Below are 25,039 nucleotides of genomic sequence, written 5' to 3' on the forward strand. Positions count from 1 at the left end.
TGTGACCGCCTTTACCACCCGCCCCGAGATCGCAGGCACCTTCGGTGTCGTCACCTCTACCCACTGGATCGCGACAGCCGTCGGCATGTCGATCCTGGAACGCGGCGGCAACGCCTTCGATGCCGCCGCGGCTGCCGGCTTCACGCTGCAGGTGGTCGAGCCGCACCTCAATGGCCCTGCCGGGGATATGCCGATCATCCTCTACAGCGGCCGGCGCGATACTGTGGAAGTGATCTGCGGCCAGGGCGTCGCCCCTGCTGGCGCCTCCATTGCGGCTTTCCAAGACCTCGGCCTCGATCTCGTTCCCGGCACCGGCCTGCTGGCCGCGGTCGTGCCCGGTGCCTTCGATGCCTGGATGGTGATGCTGCGCGACCACGGCACCATGGAACTGGCGGATGTTCTGGCGCCTGCCATCTCCTATGCGGAAAACGGATACCCTCTGATCGCGAACATCTGCGCGGCCATCGAGAACGTCCAGGAGGTTTTCGAGAACGACTGGCCAAGCTCGGCCGCGCTCTATCTGGCAAACGGCGTACCCAAGCCGGGCAGTCTGTTCCGCAATCCCGCAATGGCCCAGACATACCGCCGCGTCGTGCAGGAAAGCGCCGGGGCGAAGACCCGCGAGGCGCGCATCGAGGCGGCCCGCGATGCCTGGTATCGCGGTTTCGTGGCCGAGGCCATCGACCGCTTCTGCGCTGAGAACGCGGTCATGGACTCCAGCGGGCGGGCGCACAAAGGGTTGCTCACCGGCGACGATCTGGCCGCATGGTCGGCAACCTCCGAAGCGCCCCTGACGTATGACTATCGGGGCTACACCCTCTGCAAGACAGGGCCCTGGGGGCAAGGCCCGGTCATGCTCCAGTCCCTGGCCCTGCTCGACGGCTTCGATCTCGACAGCCTGGAGTCCGAAAGCCCGGACTTCGTTCACCTGATTGTCGAAAGCCAGAAGCTGGCCTTCGCCGACCGCGAGGCCTTTTACGGCGACCCGGACTTCGTCGCTGTGCCCACCGACGTCCTGCTTTCCGAGGGCTACGCCGCAGAGCGGCGGGCGCTGATCGGCGAGCAGGCCTCCTTCGAGCTGCACCCCGGCAGCATCCCCGGTTTCGGCGCCGAACCGGTGGTGCGCGTCGCGACCGGCGACAAGGCCGGCGGGTCCGCCGGAAGCGGTGAGCCGACGACGGCGAACCTCAGGTGGGACGACGACCGGCTGGCGGATACCAGCCTCGGTGACACCTGCCACCTCGACGTCATCGATCGCTGGGGCAACATGGTTTCGGCCACGCCCAGCGGCGGATGGCTGCAGAGTTCGCCGGCGATCCCGGAGCTGGGCTTCTGTCTGGGCACGCGGGCGCAGATGTTCTGGCTGCAGGAAGGGCTGCCCGCGAGCCTGGCGCCCGGCAAGCGTCCGCGCACCACGCTCTCGCCGTCCTTCGCCCTGCGCGACGGCAAACCCTACATGGCTTTCGGCACCCCCGGCGGGGACCAGCAGGACCAGTGGTCGCTGCACGTCTTTCTGCGCCACGCCCACTTCGGGCTCAACCTGCAGGAGGCGATCGACGCGCCGGAGTTCAACAGCCTGCATTTCCCCAGCTCTTTTCATCCACGCGAATGCGAACCCGGCAGGCTGAGAGTCGAGAGCCGCTTTCCGGAGGCCACGCTGAATGAACTGCGGCGGCGCGGCCACGACCTGGATGTCGCCGAACCCTGGAGTCTGGGTCGGGTCACCGCCGCGTCCAGGGACAGCGGGATGTTGAAAGCCGCAGCCAACCCGCGCTTCATGCAGGGCTACGCCGCGGGCCGCTAAGGCCGCCGACCGGCCTGGCGCGGACGCGCTGAGCCCCAAAAATGCCGCAACCGGCACCGCTTCGTGCCCAACCGTTGTCTCTTGTCATGCCCGACCATGCCTCCGACAGTGCAGGCCCTGGGTCTCACCCAGGGACCGGCGCACCCAGATTGCATGGAAAGCAGACACCTCAGCGCGCGCTATGAGTTTTCTCTCAAAGCACCTCGAACAGTCCTACGGCGCCCCGGGCTCTCTGCGGCGCAGAGTGCTGAAGCGGTTCAAGCACCGCAGCTTCAAGCGTTTCATGGTTTTGACGCGCTCGCGCACCGGCTCCAACATGCTCATGTCTTTCCTCAACTCCCACCCCAATGCCCGCGCCGACGGCGAAGTCTTCAGCAAACTCAACGGACGGGATTACAGGCAGGTCCTTGCCGAGGTCTACGCCAGGCAACCGATCTTCGTGAAGGCCAAGGGATTCAAGATCTTCTACTACCATCCTCTCGACGGGCAACCGGACGAGGTTCTGGGCCATCTGCGCAGTCAGGAAGATCTCTGCGTCATTCATCTGAAACGCCGCAACATCCTGCGCACATTGATCTCCAGAAAGATCGCGGGCCTGCAGGGCCTTTGGGCCGTCGATCGCACCAAGGCCGTGGACAAAGGCACCCGCAAGTCGGTCAGCTTCAGCGCTGACGAGTTGGAAGAGGGCTTTCAGCAGACGCGGGCGTGGGAGGAAGCGGCAGACCGCGCCTTTGAGCGGCACCCCCTGATCTCCGTTCACTACGAGGACCTGGTCGCCAACCGCGACGCCAGCTTCGAGCGGGTTCTCACCTTCCTCGGACTACCGGCCCTTCCTCTCGAAACCAATCTGCGCCGGCAGAATCCCGAGAGCCTGAGGGCCCTGGTGACAAACTACGACAGCCTGAAGTCGGCCTTCGCCGCGACGCCGTGGCGGTCGTTCTTCGACGAGTGACAAGGGGCGCCGACACGTGACAGCCTTGGATCGACCTGCGGAGCCTCATACGCCCGAGACGCCTGAAGAAGGCGACGCTTCCGCTGCGGACCGACCCATCTTTGTGCTGGGCTTGATGCCGAGAACCGGCACGAACTATCTCGGCCGCATGCTGAGAACTCATCGCGACTGCACGACCGCGAAGACGCTTTACGAAGACTTCCTTCTCCACAGTCTGCCGGACCTGGACGACTACGTCGAAAGCATCGCCATGAGTTGGCGGAAGCACTGGCCGTGCCATGGCCGCCTCGACGAACTTCGCGGTAGGTTGGGCGGGGCACTGATGACATTTCTCGAGGACGACGTCAGAACCCCGGGCAAACGGCCGGTGTTCAAGACTCCCTCGGTCAGGGGAATAGATCGCATAGAGCACTACCTGCCCCAGGCCGATGTGGTCATCGTCCTGCGTCAGGGGCCTGCGACGATCGAATCGGGGATGCGTTCCTTCGGCTGGGATTTCGAATCCGCCTGCAGGCGTTGGGCACGGGCCGTGAACACGGTCCTTGCTGCGGCGGAACGGCGTAAGGAAAAGGGACTGCGCCCTTTCACGCTTGTGCGCTACGAGGATCTCGCCGGCGACAGCGCGACCGTCCTGGAACATGTCGCCCTTCAGGTCGGGCTCGACCGCTCCGGCTTTGACCGCGGTCGCCTCAAGGCCTTCCCGGTCTACGGAAGCTCGCAGCAGGAAAACGTCAACTGGCAGCCGGCCACCAAGGAAGCCGACTTCAACCCGCTGGACCGCGCTGCGCACTGGCCGGCCCATGCCATCAGACGCTTCGACCATCTGAGCCACGGGCTCTCGGCCAGGCTTGGATACGACCTGCCCAGTGACCGGAGCGGAGCCAGATTCTCCGCGGCACGCCAGCGCCTGCATGATGCCCGCGGGCGGCTGCCCTGGCGGCTTCGGAGACTGCTGCGTTACAGACTCTGAGACACAGCGGAACACACCAGCAGACCGCGCGTCCTCTTTCCAGGCCTCTTGAAGGCGGGGCGCTACGGGGACGGCAAGAGAACCTTGTTGCCGTGGATCTCCCTATCGATCCTGTATCCCAGACCGAGGATGTTCTCGGCAAACCAGGACTCTTCCGGAAGGGTCTCCAGAACCAGGATCGGCCGACAGCGAGACACGGTCCCGATCGCTCCCGCCAGGGCTTGCTGCTCAAACCCCTCGACATCGAGCTGGACGATGGAAACCGCCCGGTCCGGCGGGATCACATCGTCCAGGGCGACAACATCGACTTCGACCGTCAGGTTGCCGGGCAAAACCTCGGCGCCTGCCTGCAGTTGGCTGCCGCCGCCCAGGGCCCTGCCGTCCGGCGACCTGACCTGCATCATCGCACTGCCCCCGCCCGCGCCCAGGCCGCAGTTTGCGAGCCGGACATTGCCCAGGGCGTTGATCGCGCAGGTCACGCTTGCGCAGCGGAAGTTTTCAGGGTTCGGTTCAAACGCCCAGATCGTCGCGTGGCCGGCGCAGGCGCGCGACAGCGCAGGCAGAAAATCGCCGAAGTAGGTGCCGGCATGAACGATATCCCCCTGCCCGCAGTGCTCTGCCAGGAAGGCGATGGTATCGGGTTCGTAGACAGAACCTTCGAGTATGCGCCGCGCTGCCGGCCGGTGACGGGACGACAGCGGGACGCAGAAGCCGCCGCTGTCGGTGTAGGCAATGCAACAGGCCAGCGTCTCCGCTGATCCGTTCATCGGCGCTGAGAAACGCGGCAGGCCCTCCTGCCGGTCGGCGCCATTCTGAGACAAACGCCTGACGACCCTTTTCGGCAGGACCGCCTTTGCCAGGTTTTTCACGGAGCGGTTAACCATCCATCGACATCCTGCTGACTGGAGAGGCCGTTCTGATCAGTAGCCGAGATCGCCTGCCATGCTGCCGACGGCCCGGCGCAGCATGACTTTTTCTATCGCACCCAAAGGACTCTTCGCGTCGCCGTTCCAGCCCTTCAGCTTTGCCATTTCCTGAAGCCGGGGCACAGCCCACCCGAGATAGTCGCCCAGGCCGGACACCGCGGCATCGTCGCCCAGAGACTCGTAATGCAGCAGCACGCCGACGCCTTGCGCCCGCATCTCCAGGAACTCGCCGCAGAGGCGGCGCCAGTGGCGGCCGAAGCTGTAGGGCGTCGCCACCATTTTGTTGGGCCAATCGGCAAACCACGTCAGCCTGTTCCGGTAGGACCTGTAGGCGTTCAAGGGGTTGCGGATCAGGAAAACGAACTTCGCCCTGGGATAGAGCCAACGCAGATAGCGCACATGGTCGGATCCCAGGCGGACCTCCTTCAGCCCCCAATGGCTGCGGCCCAGGGCCTCTGCGGGTGCGGCGAAGAGGGTTTCGAGGTAGGCCAGGTGGGCGGTGCGAAACGCCTGCGCCGGGGGATAGAGATTGGCCACCCATTCGTTCGAGAGATTGGATCCTCTCGGCTCGACGAAGTACCCGCTGCGCGGCCATTCCGCCGAGAAGGGCCGCAGCTGGTCCGCCAGCGTCTGGATCGGCGAAGCGATGTCATAGGGCTCCCCCCAGACGATGATCGAGGGGTTGTTGGCCATGACCATACGCTGCAGCAAGGTGGACCCCGAACGCCAGCCGGCGGAGAGGATGAAGACAGGCTCTTCGCAAAGCGGCCCCCTGGGTGCCTCCGGGGCCAGGCCGGCCTGAAACCGGCTGTCGAAGGCCTCAAGTTGCCGATCGAGTCTTGCCGCATGATCCCGCGCGTCGCGCGACGTTGCCCGGCTGCGGCGCGGGCCGAGCAGTGCGCGCCCGATCGACTTCATCCTGAGATCCCCTTTTGCGCCCGAAACCGGCGCAGGACCGCGATACCCTCAAACCAGACCAGATGCCTGGCCGCAGCCGTGCCGGCGACCCAGAGCAAAGCACATCCAGCGATCACGATCAGGAGCTCGATCAGGTTCATCCTCTCCTCTCCGCCAAAGCGAATGGCCGCGGCCGGCAGCGCCGCGACGGCCGCCACCCCCGCGGACCGCAGGTAAATCGCGGCATACTTCCCCGGCCGGAAGTCGATGAACTCGCGGATCCCGATGAAGGTGACGCTGATGAAGAAAACCGCCGCTACGACCCGGGAAATGGCGAAGGCTTCAAGACCGAGGGAGGCGCCGAAAGTGGCTGTTGCCAAGGAGAACGCGGCAGTCAGGCAGCGCATGCGCAACAGGCGCGCAACCTCGCCGTGGGGCACCAGCACCTGCTCGGGCTGCGGCAGGACTGCGATAATGGCCTGGCCGAGAAGGATCCAGGCGAAGATCTCGCCGGCCGGGCGCCAGTTCTCACCGAAGACAAGCGTGATGAAGGGAACGGCGATAAGCCCCAGCGCCAGAAACACGGGCCACATGAGAACCGTGTTCAGCGCGATCAGCTTTTCGAGGCCCCTGGCAATGGACTGCCCGTCACGGATGCTCCGCATCCAGGCCGGTGTGAGGACTCTGGCCACCGGGCCGAAGACCCCCTGCCGATAGAGGTTCGGCAACTGGGCTGCACGGGTGAACTGCGCGACCATGGCAGGCGAGGTGAAGCCGCCGAGGATGAACCGCGTACCCTGAGTGTTCAGCGTGCCGATCAGATGCGCCAGCGAGAGGAGGCCGCCGAAGCGGGTGATGGCGCGCCAATGGACGAAAGACGGCAGCAGCAAAGCGTAGCGCGGCATCACCAGCATCGGCAGCAAGGACGAGAGGAACGCGGTCAGGAGCGTTCCCCAGGCAAGAGCCATGAAACTGTGGCCGGCAAAGGCAAGGGCGACACTGAGCGACGACCCGCAAAGCGTCGCGACCAGCCCGATGTTGTGGAGCGTGCGGAAGCGCATCTCCCGCGTCAGCAAAGCAGTGGCGGGGGCGCCGAAGGGCGCGACGACGAAGCTCACCGCCAGGACCACCATGACCTCGGCGATGCCGCCCCGCTCGTAGAGGCCCGCAATCCCATGCCGGCCAAGGAACAGCAGCAGGCCCAAAGACCAGGAGATCACCAGCATGACGCCGAAGGCCGAACGGATCTTGACCAGGTTCAGTTCAGCTTCGCGGATGAGGTAGTTGCCCACGCCGAAGGTGCGCAGCGAAGTCAGAACCGCAGACGCCGACATGGCCAGGACGAAGATCCCCATCTCGTCGGGCGTCAGAAGGCGGGCAATGATGACCGACGCGGCAAACTGCAGACCGAACTGAAAGGTCTGTTCGCTGAAGGTCCAGCCGATAGATCTGCGGATCGACAAGGCCGCCGATCTCAGCCGCTTCTACCGCGCGTCAGGCGCGCTGATTTCATGCCTTCGGTCATAGGCTGCCCAAGAATGTCACTTCGCCGGTCCGGCGCTCTTGGTGTAGAGACCTGAAAACCGCGTGCAATCGCCGGTTTTCCAGTTTCCACAGGCTCCGGTTCCGACGCGTATGGCTCGTGACAAACGCAGAGTTCTCTTTTTGCCCAACTGGGGGAAAGCCAACCCCTATCAGACGCTTCTTGCCGCTGCGCTTGCACGGCAAGGCTACGCGGCGACGCTCTGCGACTATCCCAAGGCGCGCCTTCCGCTGCTGCGCCTGCTGAGACAGCACCCTGATACCGGCGTTCTGCACCTGCACTGGATAACCCCCTGGATAAAGCCGCACTTCTGGACCACCAACCCGCTCAAGCGCCTTGCCAAGCTGTTCCTTCTGAGTCTCGATCTCAGGCTCTGCCGTCTGCTGGGTGTAAGGACCGTCTGGACGATCCATAACCTCGTCTCCCATGAGAGCGAGGACAGTGCCTGGGAGCTGCGCCTGCGCCGCGCCATCGCGCGGCAAGTGGATGTCTGCCTCGTACACAGCCGGAGCGCAGTGGGGGTACTCGAACAAAGTTATGGTGTTCCGTTAGCCGCCAAGACGAGAGTGGTTCCGCACGCGAGCTATGTCGGACAATACCCTTCGGCAGAGCCCGAGGCTGTGACATTGGTGCGCCATGAATTGGGTCTCGATGAAGGCGATTTCGTTTACCTCTTCCTCGGCGCAATTCGCCGCTACAAGGGGATCGACAGGCTGATCGAGGCCTTCAGCGCCCTGCCGGCGCGGAACGCCCGGCTTGCCATCGTCGGATCGGTTCTCGACCCCCGGATGGAGGACTGGCTGCGCGCCAAGGTAGCCGGCGACGACCGGATCGCCCTGCGGGTCGGATACGTGCCCGACGAGGCGCTTCCGGTCTACCTGGAACTGGCCTCCGTCGTCGTGCTGCCCTTCGCTCAAACCCTGACGTCGGGTTCGGCGCTGCTGGCCATGTCCTTCGGCAAGCCGCTGATCCTGCCCGATGCGGCACGGGTTTACGACTTCCCGGGTGACCGCGGCGCCCTGTATTTCGCCGAGGGCGGACTGGCGGGGGCATTGGAGGCCGCGCGGCACGCCGATCTGGCGGCAATGGCCGACTTCAACCTCACCGAGGCCGAAAAGCGGACCTGGCCCCGGATGGGGGCGCTGACCGCCGCCGCCTATGAACGGCCGGAACTACGCAGCAGCAAAGCGGCGTTCGGCCGCGGCAAGCCTCAGCAGGGGCGGACCTGATGCTGAGAGGAAGTCGCCCCACCAGACGCCGCCGCACCCGGCACCCCATTGTGCAGGTCATACACGGATAGAGGCATGATCTCTCATCATCACAAATGCGTCTTCATCCATATTCCCAAGAACGCGGGCCAGAGCATCGAGCACGTCTTCTTCGATCTCCTGGGCTTGACCTACGAGACAAGGGCGCCGCTGTTGATGATGCCCAACGATAAACCGGAGCTCGGCCCGCCGCGCCTTGCCCACCTCAAGTGGCACGAGTACGTGGGCTGCAAGTACATGCCCCAGGAGCAGTTCGACGCCTACTTCAAGTTTGCCTTTGTGCGAAACCCCTGGGACCGCGCGGTGTCGATCTACAAGTACTACAAGTTCCACAAGAAGTGCAGCTACGGAGAGTTCGTCGAAAAGAACCTCGGTGACTGGATGTGGCGCGAGAAGCAGTGGTTTGTCGGCCCGCAGGTCGATTTCGTCTGCGACGAAGACGGAAAACTCAAGGTTGATTTTCTCGGCCGCTTCGAGAACCTGAGCGGCGACTTCAAACGGGTCTGCGGCCACATCGGTCTGCCCCCGATCGACGTTCCCCATGTCAATCTGTCCGTGCCCAAGGCCAAGGCGTCGCAGGATCAACCGAAGAAGTCCGTCCGCGGGGAACTCAGGAAAATCTGGCGTGGACGGAACACCGAGGACTATCCGACTTTCAGCCGCTATCAGGACTACTACGACGCCACAACGCGGGACCTGGTGGCCGAACTCTACAAACGGGACATCGATCGCTTCGGCTATCGGTTCGAGGCCGCCTCAGAGGCCAGGCCAACGGATCGGCCCGGCACCCAAACCGTCAGCAGCGCCCAATAGTCCGGCGACCAGTAGTCCGGCGACCAGTAGGCCAGCGATCAGTAAGCCGGCGCCCCGCCCAAGGCCGCAGCGACCCCGCACATGGCCCCGCAGATGGCCCCCACATCCGGGCGCCTTGACATAGGAATGACATGCATCCCGTGTGTGAAGTTTGAGAGGCTCTGGGCTTATCCGGGCCGTTCAGCACGCGCCGGGAAGTCTCCTGACCCGAAGGGTCTACCTGGCGCACACGGGGGTTCCGGTCATCGCTAGCACGCTTCACCCGGTCATCCTCTCCGGCGGATCAGGCGAGCGCCTGTGGCCTCTGTCCCGCCCGCAGCATCCCAAGCAGCTGCTGTCGCTGATCTCGGAACGCAGCATGCTGCAGGAAACCGCCGAGCGCATTGCAGGGGTCGGCGATTGCGCGGCCCCGCTGGTGGTTGCCAGCGCCGATCACCGCTTTCTCGTCGCCGAGCAACTGCAACAGCTCGGCCTCACCTCCAAAAAGATCGTGCTGGAACCCTGCGGGCGAAACACCGCCCCCGCCGCCGCCGTCGCCGCCCTCATCCTTGCCGCGGACGACCCCGATGCCGTCATGGTCCTGATGCCCGCCGACCACGCTGTGCGGGACCGGGCGGCCTTCGAGGACGCACTGGACGTGGCGCGGGACGCCGCCGCGCATGGCTTCGTGACCTTCGGCGTCCGTCCTACGCGGCCGGAAACCGGTTACGGTTACATCCGGCAGGGCGCGCCGCTGCCAGGGGCCGCGGGGACCTTCCAGGTCGAGGCCTTTGTCGAAAAGCCTGACCTGGCCACCGCCGAGGCTTATCTGGCCACAGGTCGGTACCTTTGGAACAGCGGGATCTTCGTCTTTTCGGCTGGGCGCTATCTGGAGGAACTCGGGCGCCAACGGCCGGACATTCTGGCCGCCTGCCGCAAGGCGCTCGAGGACGGAACGCGCGATCAGGACTTCATCCGCCTGGAGGCCTCGGCCTTCGAGACCTGCCCCTCCGAGTCCATCGACTATGCGGTCATGGAGAAGGCCGGTCAGGTCGTCGTCGTTCCCGCCGACATCGGTTGGAGCGACGTCGGCGCCTGGAACGCCCTCTGGGAGATTGCCGAGAAGGATGAGGATGCGAACGCCGTGCTCGGCAATTGCCTGACCCAGGACGTGCAGGGCAGCTATCTGCGCAGCGAAGACGGCCGCCTGGTGGCCGCCATCGGCCTTGCGGACATGGTGGTGATCTCCACTCAGGACGCTGTCCTGGTCGCGCCGCGCAGCAGCACCATGGCGGTCCGTGACATCGTGCGCAAGCTGAAGGCGACAGAGGCCCGGCGCAAGTCGAGCGCCTAAAGCGCGTCAGGATCGAAAGAGAAACCGCGGTCAGCGAGCCGCTCGACCAGCTGCGCGGCGGTTGCCGCGACCGCCGGGGAGAGACAGGGTCCGAAGTCAAAGGCGGCCCCGGCAATGCCGATCACGACAAGACGGCCCGGAAGCCGCCCCAGCGCACGGCCCAGCGCAACCGCTTCGGGCAGGCCGAGGCGGTGGGTCGAGTGCACGAAGCCCGCCCGTTGAAACTCGGGATCCTGGAACTCCGTGAAGACCCGAAGGGTGCCGGGCTCGCTATCGGGCGCGGCCATGGCGTCGACCACCACGCAGACCGGCTGGTTGTCCCAGGCATCCAGAAGCGCGGTGCCGTCACCACCATGGACGACAGCGGGAAAGCCGCGGCGCCGGAGGGCCTCTGCAACGAAAGGGCCGACCCCGTCGTCCTGCCGCTCGGCGTGGCCCAGGCCGATGAGCAGCCCCTCGAAGGAACTGCGATCAGCCGCGCTCGACATCCAGCTTCAGGAAGTGGGTTGCGCAGGAAATGCAGGGATCGTAGTTGCGGATGGTCTGCTCGCAGCGCCACTGCAGATCGTCGTCGTCCAGAGTGTGAAAGCGCTCCACCGTACCGATCAGGTCAAGCTCGATCTGGCGCTGGTTCTGCGAGGTCGGCGGCACGATGGTGGCCGATACGATGGCGCCATCCTCGGCAACCTCGTAGCGGTGGTAACAGATGCCGCGCGGCGCCTCGGTAATCCCGTGGCCGGTCCCGGCCCGCAGTGGCGCCTCGACGAAGCTCGGCTGCGGCGGCTGATAGGCCCTGGCCAGGCGTGCGGCCTCGCGGAAAGCGTAGATCGTCTCCACCTGGCGGGCGAGCAGGCTCTTGAAGGGGTTGCGGCAGCCCGGCCTCAGCCCGGCGCGCTCGGCCAGCGCCAGGATGTCGGGCGGCAGGCGGTCGGCGTTGAGGTTGAAGCGGGCAAGCGGGCCGACGAGATAGGGCCGTCCGTCGATGGTCGCACCCTGCAGGGCGTTGGAGTGGGCGACCTGATGCTCTTCGAAGTGGTTCGGAAAGTCGGCAACGTCGATGTCGAGACCCTCGGAGGAGACGATACGCCCTTCGGTGATGGGGTAGTCGCTGGCGTGCCGGAGGGCGACGAAGAGGTAGTCCACCTCCAGGTCCGGAAAGTCAAAACCGGAAAAGGCATCGAGGGCAGCCACCGACATTGCCTCGGCGGCTTCAAGCTCCGGCACCAGCCCCTGGATCGCTTCCGTCGCGGGGGCGCTGTAGAAGCCGCCGACCCGGGTGTTGACCGGGTGGACACTGCGCCCGCCGATCACCTCCATAAGGCGGTTACCGACCTTCTTCGCCTGGAGACCGTTCTCGACCAGACTGCGGTTGGACTGTGCAAGCTCCAGAGAATCCTGCAGACCCAGGAAGTCCGGGGCATGCAGCAGATGGGTGTGCAGCACGTGGCTCTGAATCCACTCGCCGCAGTAGATCAGCCGGCGCAGGTCGGCGACCGGCTGCGTGACTTCCCAGCCGAGCGCATCCTCCATGGCCTTGCTGGCCCCCATGATATAGGCAATGGGGCAGATACCGCAGATCCGCGAGGTGACGTCCGGGGCATCCTGGAAGGAACGCCCGCGCAACAGCCCCTCGAAGTACCGTGGCGGCTCGAAGATGCTGAACTCCGACTGCACCACCTTGCCGCCTTCGATGCGGACCTTGAAACGCCCCTCCCCCTCCACGCGGGCCAGGGCCTCGACCTGGATGGTCCTGGTGCCTTCCGTCGCCTTATCGGTCATGGCGTTCCCTCTCCGCCGCAAAAGCCGGGGCGCCGGCGGTGAAGCCGCCAAAAAGATCGCGGATGGTACGCGGCTCGGCCCCCAAGGCCTGCATCTCCGCGACCAGCGCCTGAGTGTTGGCATTCTCCTTGGGGCCGAAGCAGCCGTAGCAGCCCCGCCCCACCTGAGGGCAGAGATTGCCGCAGCCGCCCTGTGTCACAGGACCGAGGCAGGGAATGCCCTTGGTGACCATGACACAGGCCGTTCCCGCCAGCTTGCACTCGGTGCATTGGCTGTAGTCGGGAATCACGGGCTTGCGGCCCTTAAGGAGAGCGGTGATAGCCTCAAGAAGCTGACCCTTGTCGATGGGGCAGCCGCGCAGTTCGTAGTCGACCGCGACGTGATCGGCGATGGGGGTCGACGTCGCCAGGGCTTCGATGAACTGCGGGCTGGGATAGACCGAAGCGCTCAGAGCGTCGTGATCGCGGGTATTACGCAGCGCCTGGATGCCGCCGGCCGTGGCGCAGGCACCGATGGTGATGAGGATGCGGCTGTCGCGGCGGATCTGCTGGATGCGCTCGACCTCGTGCGCCGTCGAAATCGACCCTTCGACCAGCGACACATCGTAAGGCCCGGCGCGCATCGTGCGCGTCGCCTCAAGGAAGTAGGCGATCTCCACGGCTTCGGCGATCTCGAGCAACTCGTCCTCGCAGTCGAGCAGCGTGAGCTGGCAGCCGTCGCAGCTCGAGAACTTCCAAACCGCCAGTCTGGGCTTCATCGTCAGAGCTCCCACACCGTCATCAGATCGCGCACCGCGGGATAGGCGAAGACGGGACCGTCGCGGCACAGCAGGTGCGGGCCCATTTGGCAGTGACCGCACCAGCCGATGCCGCACTTCATATTGCGCTCGAGCGACAGATAGACGTCATCCTGCGCGACGCCGGCGTCGGCCAGCGCGTCGGCAGCAAAACGCATCATGATCTCGGGCCCGCAGAGCATGGCCACGGTCTCTTCGGGGTCATGCAGCATCGGCGCAATCAGCTCGGTGACGACGCCGACACGCCCGGCCCAATCTTCGCCGGCGCGGTCGACGGTGATGCCGACCTGCAGCCCCTCCGTGTTCGACCACCCCAAGAGCTGCGGTGCGTAGAGGATCTGGTCGGGCGTGCGGGTACCGTAGACGACGGCGATGCTCTTCAGGCGTTCGCGGTTGGCGAGCGCCCAATAGATGATGGGGCGCGTCGGCGCCAGGCCCAGTCCGCCGGCGACCACCACAAGGTGCTTGCCAAAGGCCTGCTCGACGGGCCAGGGAACACCCAAAGGCCCGCGCACGCCAAGTCTCTGCCCTTCCTTCAGACCGCAGACAGCCTTGGACACCGCGCCCACGGCGCGCACTGTCTGGACCAGCGCCTCACCGTTGGCCGGGTTGCCGGAGATGCTGACGGCAATCTCGCCGACCCCGTGCACGTAGAGCATGGTGAACTGGCCAGGGGCGAAGGACAACGCTGGGCCTTCCAGCGGCGCCATCTCCAGGGTGACACAGTCGGCAAGCTCGCGGCGGCGCGTGCGCACCTCGTAGATGCTGGGCAGCATGCCGCTGCCTTGCACCGCCTGCGGGCGGTCCAGGATCTGGACATCGTTCATAGAGCGTTCCCCACCTCCGCCGGAGGCGCGTAGAGATCGATCAGCCGCAGCCGTGTCGTCTGCAGCCGCTCGGCCACAATCGGCAGGAAGCGTTGCATAACCTGATAGCCCATCGAGGGGTCGTCGTCGCATTTCCCGCGCAGGCAGGCGGCATCGATGCCGGTGGCGCGGACATCGCCCACCGCCCGCGCATCGAAGCGCCAGCGATAGGGGGGCAGGATCCAGGAAGCGCCTACGACCTGGCCGGGATGAAGCGTCTGCACCGTCAGCCGCCCACGCCCCGGCATGCGCAACTCCAACGCCACATCGCCACCGCGCAGCAGATAAAAGGTGTCCGCCGGCTCCTCGGCCTTGAAGAGATAACGGCCGTCGGCGAAGTGGACATTCCCTGCGCAGCCGCCCAGGAGATCGGTGATCGCCGGATCGAGGCCGGCGAAACAGGGGTGGGCAGCCAGGATTTCGGCTATGGAGTGGATATTGCTGTCGGCCATGGGTAACTCTCCACTAAGCTCAGGCGGCCTGCTCCGATGCCTCGAGGACCCGCGCCTCCGCCGTGATGTCGATCCCCACGGGGCACCAGCCGATGCAGCGCCCGCAGCCCACACAGCCGGACATGCCGAACTGGTCATGCCAGTGCGAGAGCTTGTGGGTCATCCACTGGCGGTAGCGCGAGGCGGTTTCCGTGCGCACGGCGCCGCCGTGCAGATAGCTGAAGTCGAGCCCGAAGCAGCTGTCCCAGCGCCGCCATCGCTCCGCCTGCGCACCATCAAGCGAGGAACGATCTTCCACGGTCGAGCAGAAGCAGGTCGGGCAGACCAGCGTGCAGTTGGCGCAACTCAGGCAGCGCTCCGCCACTTCGGACCAATGCGGATGCTCGTAGCTTTCCTTCAGCAGGACCTCGATTCTCTCCGGCATACCCCGCGACTGCGCTTCGGCGCAGGCCCGCGAGCCCGCACGAGCGGTTTCGAGGTCCGCCTCTGCCGCGTTTTCGCCGGACAATGCGTCAAGAACGGCGTGCCCCCGCGGACTGCCGGCAGTGACGATGAAGTCATGGCGGTCCGCATCGATGATTTCGTCAAGGACGAGATCGAATCCCGCTTCCGCCCGCGGGCCGGTGTTCATCGAGGCGCAGAAGCAGGTAGTCGCCGGCCGCATGCAGTTGACAGCCACCAGAAACAGGGCCTCGCGCCGCTGCCGGAAACGGCCGTCGACGAAAGGGCCCGCCTCAAAGACGGCGGTCAGGGTGTTGAGAGCGGCCAGATCGCAGGGGCGGACGCCAATCACCGCAAGGGGTGGCGCTTCGACCGGGTCTTCTTCCAGCGTCATGGCGTCCGTCGCGGCGCAGAGGCGTTCCTGCGCCGGATAGACCACGCGCTTCAGCCCCTGCATGGGCAGGGTATGGTCGAAAAAGGCCGCGCGCGGCCCGTCCACCAGCGTCACCGTGCCGGGCTGGGCGGCCTCGACCCGGCCACGCGGCAAGTCCGCGGCCCCGGCGAGCGGCGCGAGGCCCAGCGCCCCGTCGCGTTCCTGCGCCCCCCAGACCTGATAGCCCTCGCTCTTCAGAGCAGCGATCAGATCGCCGAGACTCTCGGCGGGGATCACGATGGATCGATCGGCAGGTTCGGGGGCGGCGCGGTCCAAAGCCGTCACTCCTCTCAGCGGTTTGGCAGGCTGCACCCGTTTCATCGCATGGCCCGGCGTCGCAGGGAATGAGCGAGATCAAATTGGCGCTTGCCGCCTATTCCGCTGCGTTCTGACCGGGGTCGCCCCGCAAGGCCGGAACCGGATGCGGCCCCAGGGCCTGGAGAAGCTGGCGCAGTTCCGCCGGCTTGATCGGCTTGTTGAGATAGCCGATCCCCTTTGTGTCACAGCTCTTGCGGAGGTCCTGGGAGCGGTTCGCGGTGATGAGCGCCGCCGGCAGCCGGCCGTACTCGGCGCGCAGGGCGTCAATTGCGTCGAGCCCGTTCTCCCCACGATCCAGTTGGTAGTCGACAAGCAGAATGTCCGGCGCCACGCCGACCTCCCGCAACAGCGCCAGCGCCTCAGCCTGGTCACGAACGTCGAAGACGCTGACGCCCCAGGTCTCCAACAGGGTCGCCATTGCCCAGCGCACGTCCTTGTCGTTCTCGATCACCAGGGCGATCACATGGGCCCCGGCCTTATCGCCTGCCGCCTCGGGGACATGCGCAGCTTCCGGTCGGACCGGTCCTCGGCTCCTGGGCAGCGACACCATGAACCCGGTACCGGCGCCGACCTGCGAATGAAGGCGCAAGGGGTGGTTCAGCAGTGCGCAGGCACGCTCGACAATGGCGAGCCCCAATCCTACGCCCTCGCCGGACGGACCTGCGGTTTCGAGGCGCTGGAACTCCTTGAAAATCGTCTCCCGCTTGTCCTCCGGGATACCGGGGCCCGTGTCCCAGACCTCGACGCTGAGGGTGTCGTCCCGATGGCGCGCGCCGACGACAACCTTCCCGGAGCCTGTGTAGCGGATTGCGTTGGCAATCAGGTTCTGCAGGATCCTGCGCAGATAGGAAGGGTCGCTCTTCACAACGGCATCGCAGCCGACCACCCGCAGGTCCAGGCCTTTTTTGCGGGCAAGCGGCTGAAACTCGTCGCGCAGTGGTGCCAGAACCTGGTTCATCGGAAAGGTCGAAAGCTCGACCGAGGCCCGTCCGGAGTCCAGTTTGGAAATGTCCAGCAAGGCGGCCAGGATCGACTCGACGCTGTTGAGCGCGCTCTCGATTCGTTGGGTCACGACCAGCGGCTCCTCGCTGAGATCCATGCTGGCGAGCGAGGAGAGGAACAGCTTGGCCGCGGACAGCGGCTGCAGCAGGTCGTGGCTGGCGGCTGCGACGAAGCGGGACTTGGAGGCATTGGCCCGCTCGGCCACTTCCAACGCATCTTTCAGAGCCAGGGTCCGGTCAAGAACGCGCTGCTCCAGGGTCTCGTTCACCGCGGAGAGGGCTGCGATCGCCTCGCGCTCCCCGGTCACGTCGGTAAAGCTGATGACGAAGCCTTTGTCGGGCATCTCCTGGCCGAAGACATCCAGATGCGTTTTGCCTTGCCGCGTCACCTCCAGCGACAGCGGCTGTCGGCTGCTCTCCTGGTGCACCCAGTCCCGAACCCCACGCAGGGACTGTCCCTTGGCGAAGGTCAGGTCGCGGCCGAAATGCTCGAGCAGGCGGTCGAAGCTGGTGCCCACGCGCAGCAGATGCATCGGCGGGTTCAACAGCGCGGCAAGACGCCGGTTCCAGCCGACGAGTCGGTGCTGGTCGTCGAAAATGCAGATGCCCTGGTTGATGTGTTCCAGCGTCGCGCGAATCAGACGGGCCTGGTCGTCCAGCAGCTTTTCGCGTTCCTGCCGCTCCAGCCGGATCATGTCCGTCACGTCGGTCTGCAGGATCGCCGTACCCTGATCCGGGGTGCGGTGCTCGCTCACCTGCACCCAGCGGTCACCGGTGATCCGCACGTTGAAGTTCACGTGGTTTTCTTTGTGCTTCTGCTTGCGCTTCTCGGCCCAGCTTTCGGCCGTCTCACCTTCCGGCAGGGCCAGGTGAGCGCTCTGGCTGACAAGCTGGACATAGCGCTGAAAGGTAAGGCCCGGCGCAAGCTGGGCGCGGATATCGGGCATATGCATACCGAAGCGGCTGTTGCACATGACCATCACGTCGTCCGCGTTGAAGAGGGCAAAGCCCTCCTGCACGGCCTCAAGCGCATTCGACAGATCGGCACGGGCGCGCTCCGCCGCCCTGTTGGCGCGGGAGAGTTCCGCATTCGACTGATTGAGCAGCCCCAGGGTCTGCTCCAGGTCCCAGGTCCGCGCCTGGACCTCTTCTTCCAGCATCAGCGCGCGCTGGAAATGGGCGTAGGCCGCGCCGCTGTCGTCCATCGCCTGCTCGACCCGCCGCATCAGGACCGAGGTGATCTTCAGCAGCTTTCTGTTTTGCCGTTCCAGGCTGTCGGCAGGGTCGATGAATGGCGCGGTCACGGCATCATCCCGCAGGCGGCGGGTAGATGGCGATGCCCGTCATGGTCTGATTGACATGCACGGAGTTGAGCTGCTCGCCGTAGGTGCTGAAGCCGACCACTCTGTTGGCCGAGAGGATGGCCGACAGTGCGCGGATGGACTGTTTCTGCGCCGCTTCGACGCGCCGCAGAATGCAGTCGCAGGCGATGATGGCTTCGGGTCGGCTGCGCAGGGCGAGATTGCCGAGCGCGGAATCCAGGTCGCCCGCGATATCCCGCGGCTCGGCTAGGGTCAGCACCAGGCCTTCGTCGATGGCGGAAAAGAACGTCAGATCACCATTGGGCTCGACCTTCTGGATTGCGCGCACGTGGTGCTTCCCGCCCACCTTCACGACCACGGGATGGGCTGCGAAGATGAAGGGCGAGAGTTGTTCGGGGTCCATGCCGACCAGTCGGGCATACTCGCGCGCCGCCGGTTCACCGTTGATTTCCCGAACGACGCGGCGATCCGGGTCCGCCTCGGTCACGACCATCTTGCGCTCGGTCGGCGTCAGATGATCGAAGTTGAAGACCTTGATGGCGCAGTCGGTTCTGATCAGCGCCAAGACCGCCGCATCGCGATGCACCCGGCCCTCGTGAATGACGAAGGTCTGCTTGAAATCCAGGCCGTCGCCGGCGGAACCGCCGAACAGGGGGGTCGGGCCCAGCGCAGTGCTGAGCGCGGAAACCAGTTGATCCTCCAGCAGGGAAAGGCCGTCGACCATGAGAAAGGCAAACTCGGACGTCCACTGCGGCGCCAGGCGGGCAAGTTCGCCCCGCAGCTTTACCGTGGACCGCACGACATCGTTGCGCACCATGCCCTTGAGGTCGGCGATGAACTGGATGAGCGCGACGAAGTGATCCTTGGAGAAGCCGACGGCGACGATTTCGTCCTCGGTATAGCCACGTGGCGAGATCTCGCCGGCGGTGGAGCAGCCGATGACCGGCGTATCACCGAAAACCGACGCCGCCTGCGCGGCGATGGCCGACAGATCGCCGCTGGGCGAGACGAAGAGGACCACCAGACTCATCTCTTCGCCGCCGAATGCGCGGGCAAGGCTTTCCAGTCCTTCGCGAGGATCCTGGGCCGGCGCATGGGCGGTCTTGACGACGCTTGGCGCAAGCGTCGCGGCCGCCGGCGACAAGACCGGTGCGTCCATATGACCTCCCCAACACGCGTTCTTCGTTTCTTTTGGGGTAAGTTAGGGGACCTTGTCGCTGTCCTGCAAGATTTTTGCGAAATGGGCGTTCTGTGCCAACAGAACCGCCTGCGTCCGGCTTTGGACGCCCAGCTTGCGTAGGATGGCGGTCACATGCGCCTTCACCGTCGTCTCGGCGATCGAAAGATCGAAGGCAATTTGCTTGTTTAGCTTTCCCTCACAGACGCATTGAAGGATGCGGGCTTGCTGCGGCGTCAACTGGGTCAGGCGCCGGATCGCGTCTTCCTCGGCCGAAAGCGGCGCCGCCGCATCGCGCTCCACGGGCACGAAGCCCTCCGGCAGATAGACCCCGCCAGACCAGATCTCCGAAAAGGCACGCAGAAAGACGTCGCGCTGGCTGTGCTTGGGAACGAAACCCGACGCGCCGGCCTGAATGGCCGAATTCACGATGCGGTTTTCCGCCAGCGAGGAGACAACGATGATGGGCACTTCGGCAGCGGCGGTCTTCACGCGCACCAGTCCGTCCAGCCCGTTGACGTCGGGAAGGTTCAGGTCGAGCAGCACCACATCGGGCACGAGCCCGTTGCGGATGAGAGCGATGGCCTCTTCCAGACGTTCCGCGGTGACAACCTTGCCGACCTTGATGGCCGACTTCAAGGTCATGGAGAGCGCCTCGCAAAACAGCGGATGATCGTCGACAACCAGCGCCGTCGTGAGGCTGATGACCTCTGGCTGCTCTGCGCGCGTGGTTGACATGGCCGGCATCCTGTCTCTGGCTCCCGCTGTCCGCCCTCACCTTGTCTTGTTTTTCAGGGTAGCGCATGGCGCCGGGGCGCGATACCCGACTAAAGACCTAGACCGCTCCCTGCTGCAAAACGAAGAGGCGCAGCCTGACGGCTGCGCCTCCCGCGGAAACCTAGCGTTCCTTAGTCGGACGAAGCCAGCTGCTTCGGCACCTTGAAGACCCAGACGAGGCCGCCCTGGTTGAGATAGTTCACCTTTTTGGCCACCTCGCCGCCCCACAGCGGGACCGCGCCGCCCCAGCCGGAAAGCACGGCAACGTACTGCTCGCCGTCCATCTCCCAGGTGATGGGCTGGCCGACAACGCCGGAGCCGGTCTGGAAGGACCAGAGCTCCTCGCCGGTCTCGTCGTTGAAGGCCTTCAGATGGCCTTCCGGCGTGCCGGCGAAGACCAGGCCGCCCGCGGTCGTCATCACCCCGCTCCACAGCGGCGCGTTGTTCTTGTACTCCCACTTCACCTCGCCGGTGAGGGGATCGAAGGCCTTCAACGAGCCGATGTAATCCTCGAATAGCGGCTTGATGGTAAAGCCGGCGCCGAGATAGGCCGCGCCCTTCTTGTAGGAGATCGGCTCGTTCCAGATGTCCATGCCCCACTCGTTCGAAGGAATATAGAACAGCCCGGTCTTCTGGCTGTAGGCCATGGGCATCCAGTTCTTGCCGCCGAGGAAGGAGGGAATCGAGAAGACGTTCTCGCCTTTCGCGCCGTCGGCCGCAGCCGCCGGATCGCCGGGGCGGTTGTCTTCCACGAAGACAGGACGGCCGTTCTCGTCGATGCCCTCTGCCCAGGTGATGTCTTTCACAAAGGGGAAAGCGTCGACGAAGGCGCCGTCCTCGCGGTTCAGCACATAGAAGAAGCCGTTGCGGTCCGCGGTTGCGTAGCGCTTGTTGCCGTTGGCGTCTTCGAAGGGAATCACCTCGTTGACGCCGTCGAAGTCCCAGCCTTCGCGCGGCGTGGTCTGAAAGTGCCACTTGATCTCGCCGTTGGCAGGGTCGATCCCCAGGCGCGAAGCGGCATAGAGGTTGTCGCCGGAATTGTCGGGCCTGGGCTCGCCCGCGTTGCGCAGGTGGCTGTTCCAGGGCGCCGGGTTGCCGGTGCCGAAAACCAGGGTGTCGGTTTCGGCATCGTAGCTGCCGCCGAGCCAGGTGGCCCCGCCGCCGGTCTTCCACATGTCGCCCGGCCAGGTCGCGTTGAGGGTGCCGGTCATGGTCGACTCTTCGCCCTTGAAGGTGCCCATGTGCCCTTCGATGACCGGGCGCGTCCAGACCATGTCGCCGGTCTCGGCATCGCGCGCCTGCACCTCGCCGACGACCCCGAACTCGCCGCCGGAATTGCCGGTGATGATCAGGCCGTTCACGATCAGCGGTGCGGCGGTGTAGGAGTATCCCGCCTTGTAGTCGGCGATCTTCTTGCGCCAGACGACGTCGCCGGTCTTGCGGTCGAGGGCGACGATGCGGGCGTCCAGCGTTCCGAAGTAAACCTTGTCGCCATAGATCGCGGCGCCGCGGTTGACCACGTCGCAGCAGGGCAGGATGCCTTCCGGCAGGCGGGCGTCGTACTGCCAGATCTCCTCTCCGGTCTTGACGTCGATGGCGTAGAGCCGGGAATACGAACCGGTCACATACATGACACCGTCGTAGATCAGCGGCTGGCTTTCCTGGCCGCGCTGCTTCTCCCCACCAAAGGAAAAGGCCCAGGCAGGCACCAGGTTCTTGACGTTGGAGGTGTTGATGATGTCCAGCGGGCTGTAGCGCTGAAGGTGGCGCCCCATGCCGTTGGTGACGATCTGGGTCGTAACGGACTGGTCGTTTTGCAGGTCGTCTTCCGTCACCTGCGCCTGCGCCACGCCGGACGCAAGGACGCCGGCGGTCGCTACAAGCAAGAACCGATGCATGTCTTTCCTCCCTCGCCGCGTTCGCCACGGCCGATTCCGAAGTCGCCGGCTGCGGCCGGCCTTCCGTGCAGTCTGGAGTATCCCTTGGCCGGCGGCGGCTTGAAAATTGCACCATGGTCGTAGCCGAAACGGCCGGAACAAAACCCGGAGCAAAACCCGGAACAAAACCCGGAACAAAACCCGGAACAAAACGATGTGCTGCCTTGGTCGTATTCCAAGTTTCCGCGGAAGCTGTAGTCTGAAGCCATAACAGGCAAAAAAGGCAGTAAACTAGGGAGGCTGCGCCATGAGGCTCACCGGAGGACGTCGAAGCCGGCAGTTGGCGATTGCGCTGGCCGGGGCGTTGATCGGGGCGCTGGCGGTGTTCCTGGCCGCTGCCGCTGCGCTGGCCGAGACGCCGGTCCTGCGGGTCTCCGTTCTGAAGTTCGGAACGGTCAACTGGGAATTGGACACCATCGCGCATCACGGCCTGGACCGGGCCAACGGCTTCGAACTGCAGGTGCAGGGCATGGCCGGCGGGGCGGCCGCCAAGGTGGCGTTCCAGGGCGGCGAAGCCGATGTCATCGTCTCGGACTGGATCTGGGTCGCCCGCCAGCGCGCCGCCGGCAAGGACTATGTCTTCATCCCCTATTCCAAGGCCGTGGGCGGCATCGTGGTGTCCGCCGACAGCACGGCCCGGACTCTCGCCGATCTCAAAGGACAGAAGATCGGGGTGGCCGGCGGCCCCCTGGACAAGAGCTGGATCATCCTGCGCGCCCTGGCAGAGCAGGCCCACGGCATCGACCTGGCAAAGGAGACGGAGCAGGTCTTCGGCGCGCCGCCGCTGATCTTCAAATCCGCGCTCGGCGGCGAGCTGGGCGGGGCCATCAACTACTGGCACTTCATGGCCAAGATGGAGGCGGCCGGCATGCGGCGCCTGATTTCGGTGGCCGAGGCCGCGGAAGACCTGGGGCTCGACCCGGAAACGCCGCTGCTCGGCTACGTGGTGAAGGGTGAGATGCTGCGTGACAAGCCGCAGCTGGTGTCCGGTCTCGCGGCGGCATCGCGCAGCGCCAAGGCCCTGCTCGCCGAAGACGATGCAGAGTGGGAGCGCCTGCGCCCCCGCATGAAAGCGGCCTCCGACGCCGAGTTCGCGGCTCTGAAGGCCGGCTTCCGCGCCGGCATCCCGGCACCGGGCCCGGTCGACGAGGACTCGGCGGCCGCCCTGCTGGCGCTGATGGCGCGTCTGGGCGGCAGCGACCTCGTGGGGCTGGCCAGCGATCTTCCCGATGGGCTCTTTGTCGAAGCCGGGAGCTGACGCCCGGCAACCCTGGGTTCCCCTGCTCTCGCTGGCCGGGCTGCTGACGGGCTGGTCGGTCCTGGCCCTGGCCGGCGGCGACCCTGAACTGCTGCCGGCACCCTGGCAGATCGCGCCGCTGGCGGTTCAGGAGCTGGCCTCCGGCGAACTGCTGCGGCACCTGAGCGCGACCCTGGCGCGCGTGGTCTTGGCCTTCGTCGTCGCCATGTCCATCGGCAGCGCCATCGGCATGATCATGGGCCGCAGCCGCCGCGCCGACCGCTGGCTGGACCCCTGGCTCATCTTCTTTCTGAACCTGCCGGCCCTGGTCACGATCGTGCTCTGCTACCTTTGGATCGGGCTCAACGAGGCCGCCGCGATCCTGGCGGTGGCGCTGAACAAGATTCCGACGGTGGTCGTGACGATCCGCGAGGGCGCGCGGGCGCTCGACCCGGCGCTGGAGGACATGGCGCGGGTGTTCCGCATGGATCGCGGGGCCCGGCTCAGGCACGTCATCGTCCCGCAGCTTGCGCCTTTCTTCGCCTCTGCCGGCCGATCCGGCATATCGCTCATCTGGAAGATCGTTCTGGTGGTGGAGTTTCTGGGACGCAGCAACGGCATCGGCTTCCAGATCCACCTCTACTTTCAGCTTTTCGACGTCGGGATGATTCTGGTCTATGCGCTCAGCTTCATCGCCGTCATGCTGGCGATCGAAACCTTCGTGCTGCGCCCCTGGGAAGCCCGAGCGGCCCGCTGGCGGCGGGTATGACCGGAACATGATCTCTGTCGCGATCACCGAGAAGCGCTATCCCGGCACCGCCGTGCTGGGGCCGATCGCCTTCGATCTGGAGGCGCAGGAAACCCTGGCCGTGACCGGACCCTCCGGCATCGGCAAAACCACCCTGTTGCGGATCGTCGCCGGCCTCGACGAGGATTTCGAGGGCCGGGTCCGCAGGCCCGAACAGCTGGCCATGGTCTTTCAGGAACCGACGCTGCTGCCCTGGCGCTCGGCGCGCGACAACATCTGCCTGACCACCGGCGCCGGGCCCGAAAAGGCGGACGCCCTGCTTGCCGAAGTGGGCCTGGCGGGGATGGGCGACCGTTTTCCCACCCAGCTCTCGCTCGGCCAGCAACGGCGTCTGGCTTTGGCCCGCGCCTTCGCGGCGGAGCCGGATCTGCTGCTGATGGACGAGCCCTTCGTCTCGCTGGACCCGGCTCTGACCGGCGAAATGCTGGAGTTGACCAAACGTCTGCTGGCAACGCGGCGGACCGCCACGATCTTCGTCACCCATTCCCACATGGAGGCCGCGCACCTCGCCAGCCGGGTCGTCCGACTGGAAGGTACGCCCGCCAGGATCGTGGAGGATGCCCCGAACGGGCCCCGTCGCCGGGTCAGGGATCAGAGCCGGGTCAGGGATCAGAACAGAACCTGATACTTCCAGTTGTCGGCATCCGGCGTGACCTCGTCGAGGTCATAGCCCGCATCCTGAAGGCGCTTTGCCACCTGCAGGCCGGCTGCTGCCGCCTGATCGACGTAGCTGCGGCCGAGGGCCATGTCCTGGGCGACGCCGCGCCCGCGCATCAGATCCAGGCCGTAGTTGAACTGTCCCACCGGGTCCCCCGCCTCGGCCGCGCGCCGGTCCCAGGCGGCCGCAGCCTCCGGGTTTTCCGGCGCGCCGAGGCCGTTGTCGTCAAGCTGCGCCATCCAGGTCATGGCGCCCGTGTAGCCCGCTTCGGCGCAGCGCTCGAAGAGCTGTCGCGCCATGGCGTGGCGCCCGGACTTGGTGATGAAGTAACCCTGGGCGCAGGTCACCATGTCGACCTCACCCCGCAGCGCTTTTTGCATCACGGTGTTGAGGGACATTTCTTCCGGGTTCAGGGTCCCGTGTTCGAGGGTCTCGTCCTCGGCCTGCGCCAGGCCCGGCAGCAGACAGAGACACCCTATCAGCAGCAGCTTTCTCATAGCGCCTGCTCCTCTCGCTGCCAGGCAGTATAGC

General features: G+C 65.5%; 23 protein-coding genes. 9 read left to right on the top strand and 14 right to left on the bottom strand.

The features are described 5' to 3' along the window. Position 1: 1 nt before the first annotated feature. The 3 genes from ACO06P_RS07860 (at position 2) to ACO06P_RS07870 (ending at position 3,726) form a co-directional block, all read left to right on the top strand. Positions 2-1,804, top strand: a complete 1,803-nt coding sequence (locus ACO06P_RS07860) for a gamma-glutamyltransferase family protein (RefSeq protein WP_420349450.1) — start codon at positions 2-4, stop codon at positions 1,802-1,804. Positions 1,805-1,985: 181 nt separating this feature from the next. Continuing rightward, positions 1,986-2,756: a sulfotransferase gene (locus ACO06P_RS07865; protein ID WP_420349451.1), complete on the top strand. Its 771-nt coding sequence runs from the start codon at positions 1,986-1,988 to the stop codon at positions 2,754-2,756. 148 nt (positions 2,757-2,904) lie between these two features. Further along, positions 2,905-3,726, top strand: a complete 822-nt coding sequence (locus tag ACO06P_RS07870; RefSeq protein WP_421938191.1) for a sulfotransferase — start codon at positions 2,905-2,907, stop codon at positions 3,724-3,726. A gap of 62 nt (positions 3,727-3,788) precedes the next feature. Here the strand turns inward: ACO06P_RS07870 and ACO06P_RS07875 are convergent, their stop codons facing one another. The 3 genes from ACO06P_RS07875 to ACO06P_RS07885 are packed head-to-tail and all read right to left on the bottom strand — an operon-like array spanning position 3,789 to position 7,012. Beyond that, a complete protein-coding gene (locus tag ACO06P_RS07875; RefSeq protein ID WP_420349452.1) occupies positions 3,789-4,610 on the bottom strand; it encodes an FkbM family methyltransferase in 822 nt (273 codons plus the stop codon). Between the two features lie 36 nt (positions 4,611-4,646). After that, complete coding sequence (locus ACO06P_RS07880; protein ID WP_420349453.1) at positions 4,647-5,570, bottom strand: sulfotransferase; 924 nt, start codon at positions 5,568-5,570, stop codon at positions 4,647-4,649. Then, a complete protein-coding gene (locus ACO06P_RS07885) occupies positions 5,567-7,012 on the bottom strand; it encodes an oligosaccharide flippase family protein (protein ID WP_420349454.1) in 1,446 nt (481 codons plus the stop codon). The genes ACO06P_RS07880 and ACO06P_RS07885 overlap by 4 nt, the downstream gene beginning before the upstream one ends. Positions 7,013-7,214: 202 nt before the next feature. Here ACO06P_RS07885 and ACO06P_RS07890 point away from each other — a divergent pair, with 202 nt between their 5' ends. The 3 genes from ACO06P_RS07890 to ACO06P_RS07900 all read left to right on the top strand — a co-directional run bounded on the left by ACO06P_RS07890 (position 7,215) and on the right by ACO06P_RS07900 (position 10,506). Further along, entirely contained in the window at positions 7,215-8,321 is a 1,107-nt protein-coding gene (locus ACO06P_RS07890) for a glycosyltransferase family 4 protein (protein ID WP_420349455.1), read from the top strand. 75 nt (positions 8,322-8,396) lie between these two features. After that, on the top strand, positions 8,397-9,173 hold the full coding sequence (locus tag ACO06P_RS07895) for a sulfotransferase family 2 domain-containing protein (protein WP_420349456.1): 777 nt from the start codon (positions 8,397-8,399) through the stop codon (positions 9,171-9,173). Positions 9,174-9,324: 151 nt separating this feature from the next. Then, entirely contained in the window at positions 9,325-10,506 is a 1,182-nt protein-coding gene (locus tag ACO06P_RS07900) for a mannose-1-phosphate guanylyltransferase/mannose-6-phosphate isomerase (protein WP_420349457.1), read from the top strand. Here the strand turns inward: ACO06P_RS07900 and ACO06P_RS07905 are convergent. The 10 genes from ACO06P_RS07905 to ACO06P_RS07950 form a co-directional block, all read right to left on the bottom strand. After that, complete coding sequence (locus ACO06P_RS07905; RefSeq protein WP_420349458.1) at positions 10,503-10,994, bottom strand: hydrogenase maturation protease; 492 nt, start codon at positions 10,992-10,994, stop codon at positions 10,503-10,505. The genes ACO06P_RS07900 and ACO06P_RS07905 overlap by 4 nt on opposite strands. Continuing rightward, positions 10,978-12,285 carry a Ni/Fe hydrogenase subunit alpha gene (locus ACO06P_RS07910; protein WP_420349459.1) on the bottom strand — a complete coding sequence of 436 codons (1,308 nt, stop codon included), beginning with the start codon at positions 12,283-12,285 and terminating at the stop codon, positions 10,978-10,980. The genes ACO06P_RS07905 and ACO06P_RS07910 overlap by 17 nt, the downstream gene beginning before the upstream one ends. Further along, entirely contained in the window at positions 12,275-13,042 is a 768-nt protein-coding gene (locus ACO06P_RS07915) for an oxidoreductase (protein ID WP_420349460.1), read from the bottom strand. The genes ACO06P_RS07910 and ACO06P_RS07915 overlap by 11 nt, the downstream gene beginning before the upstream one ends. 2 nt (positions 13,043-13,044) lie before the next feature. Then, complete coding sequence (locus tag ACO06P_RS07920) at positions 13,045-13,908, bottom strand: FAD/NAD(P)-binding protein (RefSeq protein ID WP_420349461.1); 864 nt, start codon at positions 13,906-13,908, stop codon at positions 13,045-13,047. Next, positions 13,905-14,399, bottom strand: a complete 495-nt coding sequence (locus tag ACO06P_RS07925) for a Crp/Fnr family transcriptional regulator (protein ID WP_420349462.1) — start codon at positions 14,397-14,399, stop codon at positions 13,905-13,907. Before ACO06P_RS07925 ends, ACO06P_RS07920 begins: the two co-directional genes overlap by 4 nt. Positions 14,400-14,418: 19 nt before the next feature. Further along, a complete protein-coding gene (locus ACO06P_RS07930) occupies positions 14,419-15,549 on the bottom strand; it encodes a 4Fe-4S dicluster domain-containing protein (protein WP_420349463.1) in 1,131 nt (376 codons plus the stop codon). 97 nt (positions 15,550-15,646) lie between these two features. After that, positions 15,647-17,896, bottom strand: a complete 2,250-nt coding sequence (locus tag ACO06P_RS07935) for a PAS-domain containing protein (protein WP_421935168.1) — start codon at positions 17,894-17,896, stop codon at positions 15,647-15,649. Positions 17,897-17,900: 4 nt separating this feature from the next. Beyond that, entirely contained in the window at positions 17,901-19,073 is a 1,173-nt protein-coding gene (locus ACO06P_RS07940) for an FIST N-terminal domain-containing protein (RefSeq protein WP_420349465.1), read from the bottom strand. A 42-nt stretch (positions 19,074-19,115) separates the two neighbouring features. After that, positions 19,116-19,829, bottom strand: coding sequence for a response regulator (locus ACO06P_RS07945; protein WP_420349466.1), 714 nt, complete (start codon positions 19,827-19,829; stop codon positions 19,116-19,118). Between the two features lie 170 nt (positions 19,830-19,999). Continuing rightward, positions 20,000-21,766: a PQQ-dependent methanol/ethanol family dehydrogenase gene (locus ACO06P_RS07950; protein ID WP_420349467.1), complete on the bottom strand. Its 1,767-nt coding sequence runs from the start codon at positions 21,764-21,766 to the stop codon at positions 20,000-20,002. Positions 21,767-22,052: 286 nt separating this feature from the next. Between ACO06P_RS07950 and ACO06P_RS07955 the strand changes: the two genes are divergently transcribed. From ACO06P_RS07955 to ACO06P_RS07965, 3 genes are read left to right on the top strand one after another with little or no spacing between them, the layout of a single operon-like run. Next, positions 22,053-23,063 (top strand): ABC transporter substrate-binding protein, encoded by a 1,011-nt coding sequence (locus ACO06P_RS07955; RefSeq protein ID WP_420349468.1) that lies wholly within the window; start codon positions 22,053-22,055, stop codon positions 23,061-23,063. Next, positions 23,035-23,811, top strand: coding sequence for an ABC transporter permease (locus ACO06P_RS07960; protein WP_420349469.1), 777 nt, complete (start codon positions 23,035-23,037; stop codon positions 23,809-23,811). Before ACO06P_RS07955 ends, ACO06P_RS07960 begins: the two co-directional genes overlap by 29 nt. Positions 23,812-23,818: 7 nt before the next feature. After that, positions 23,819-24,475 carry an ATP-binding cassette domain-containing protein gene (locus ACO06P_RS07965; RefSeq protein ID WP_420349470.1) on the top strand — a complete coding sequence of 219 codons (657 nt, stop codon included), beginning with the start codon at positions 23,819-23,821 and terminating at the stop codon, positions 24,473-24,475. On the opposite strand, the gene ACO06P_RS07970 is transcribed toward ACO06P_RS07965, so the two are convergent. Next, a complete protein-coding gene (locus ACO06P_RS07970) occupies positions 24,460-25,005 on the bottom strand; it encodes a hypothetical protein (protein ID WP_420349471.1) in 546 nt (181 codons plus the stop codon). The genes ACO06P_RS07965 and ACO06P_RS07970 overlap by 16 nt on opposite strands. Positions 25,006-25,039: the final 34 nt, after the last annotated feature.

The sequence above is a fragment of the Pelagibius sp. genome (assembly GCF_965227505.1).
Classification (GTDB): Bacteria; Pseudomonadota; Alphaproteobacteria; order Kiloniellales; family Kiloniellaceae; genus Pelagibius.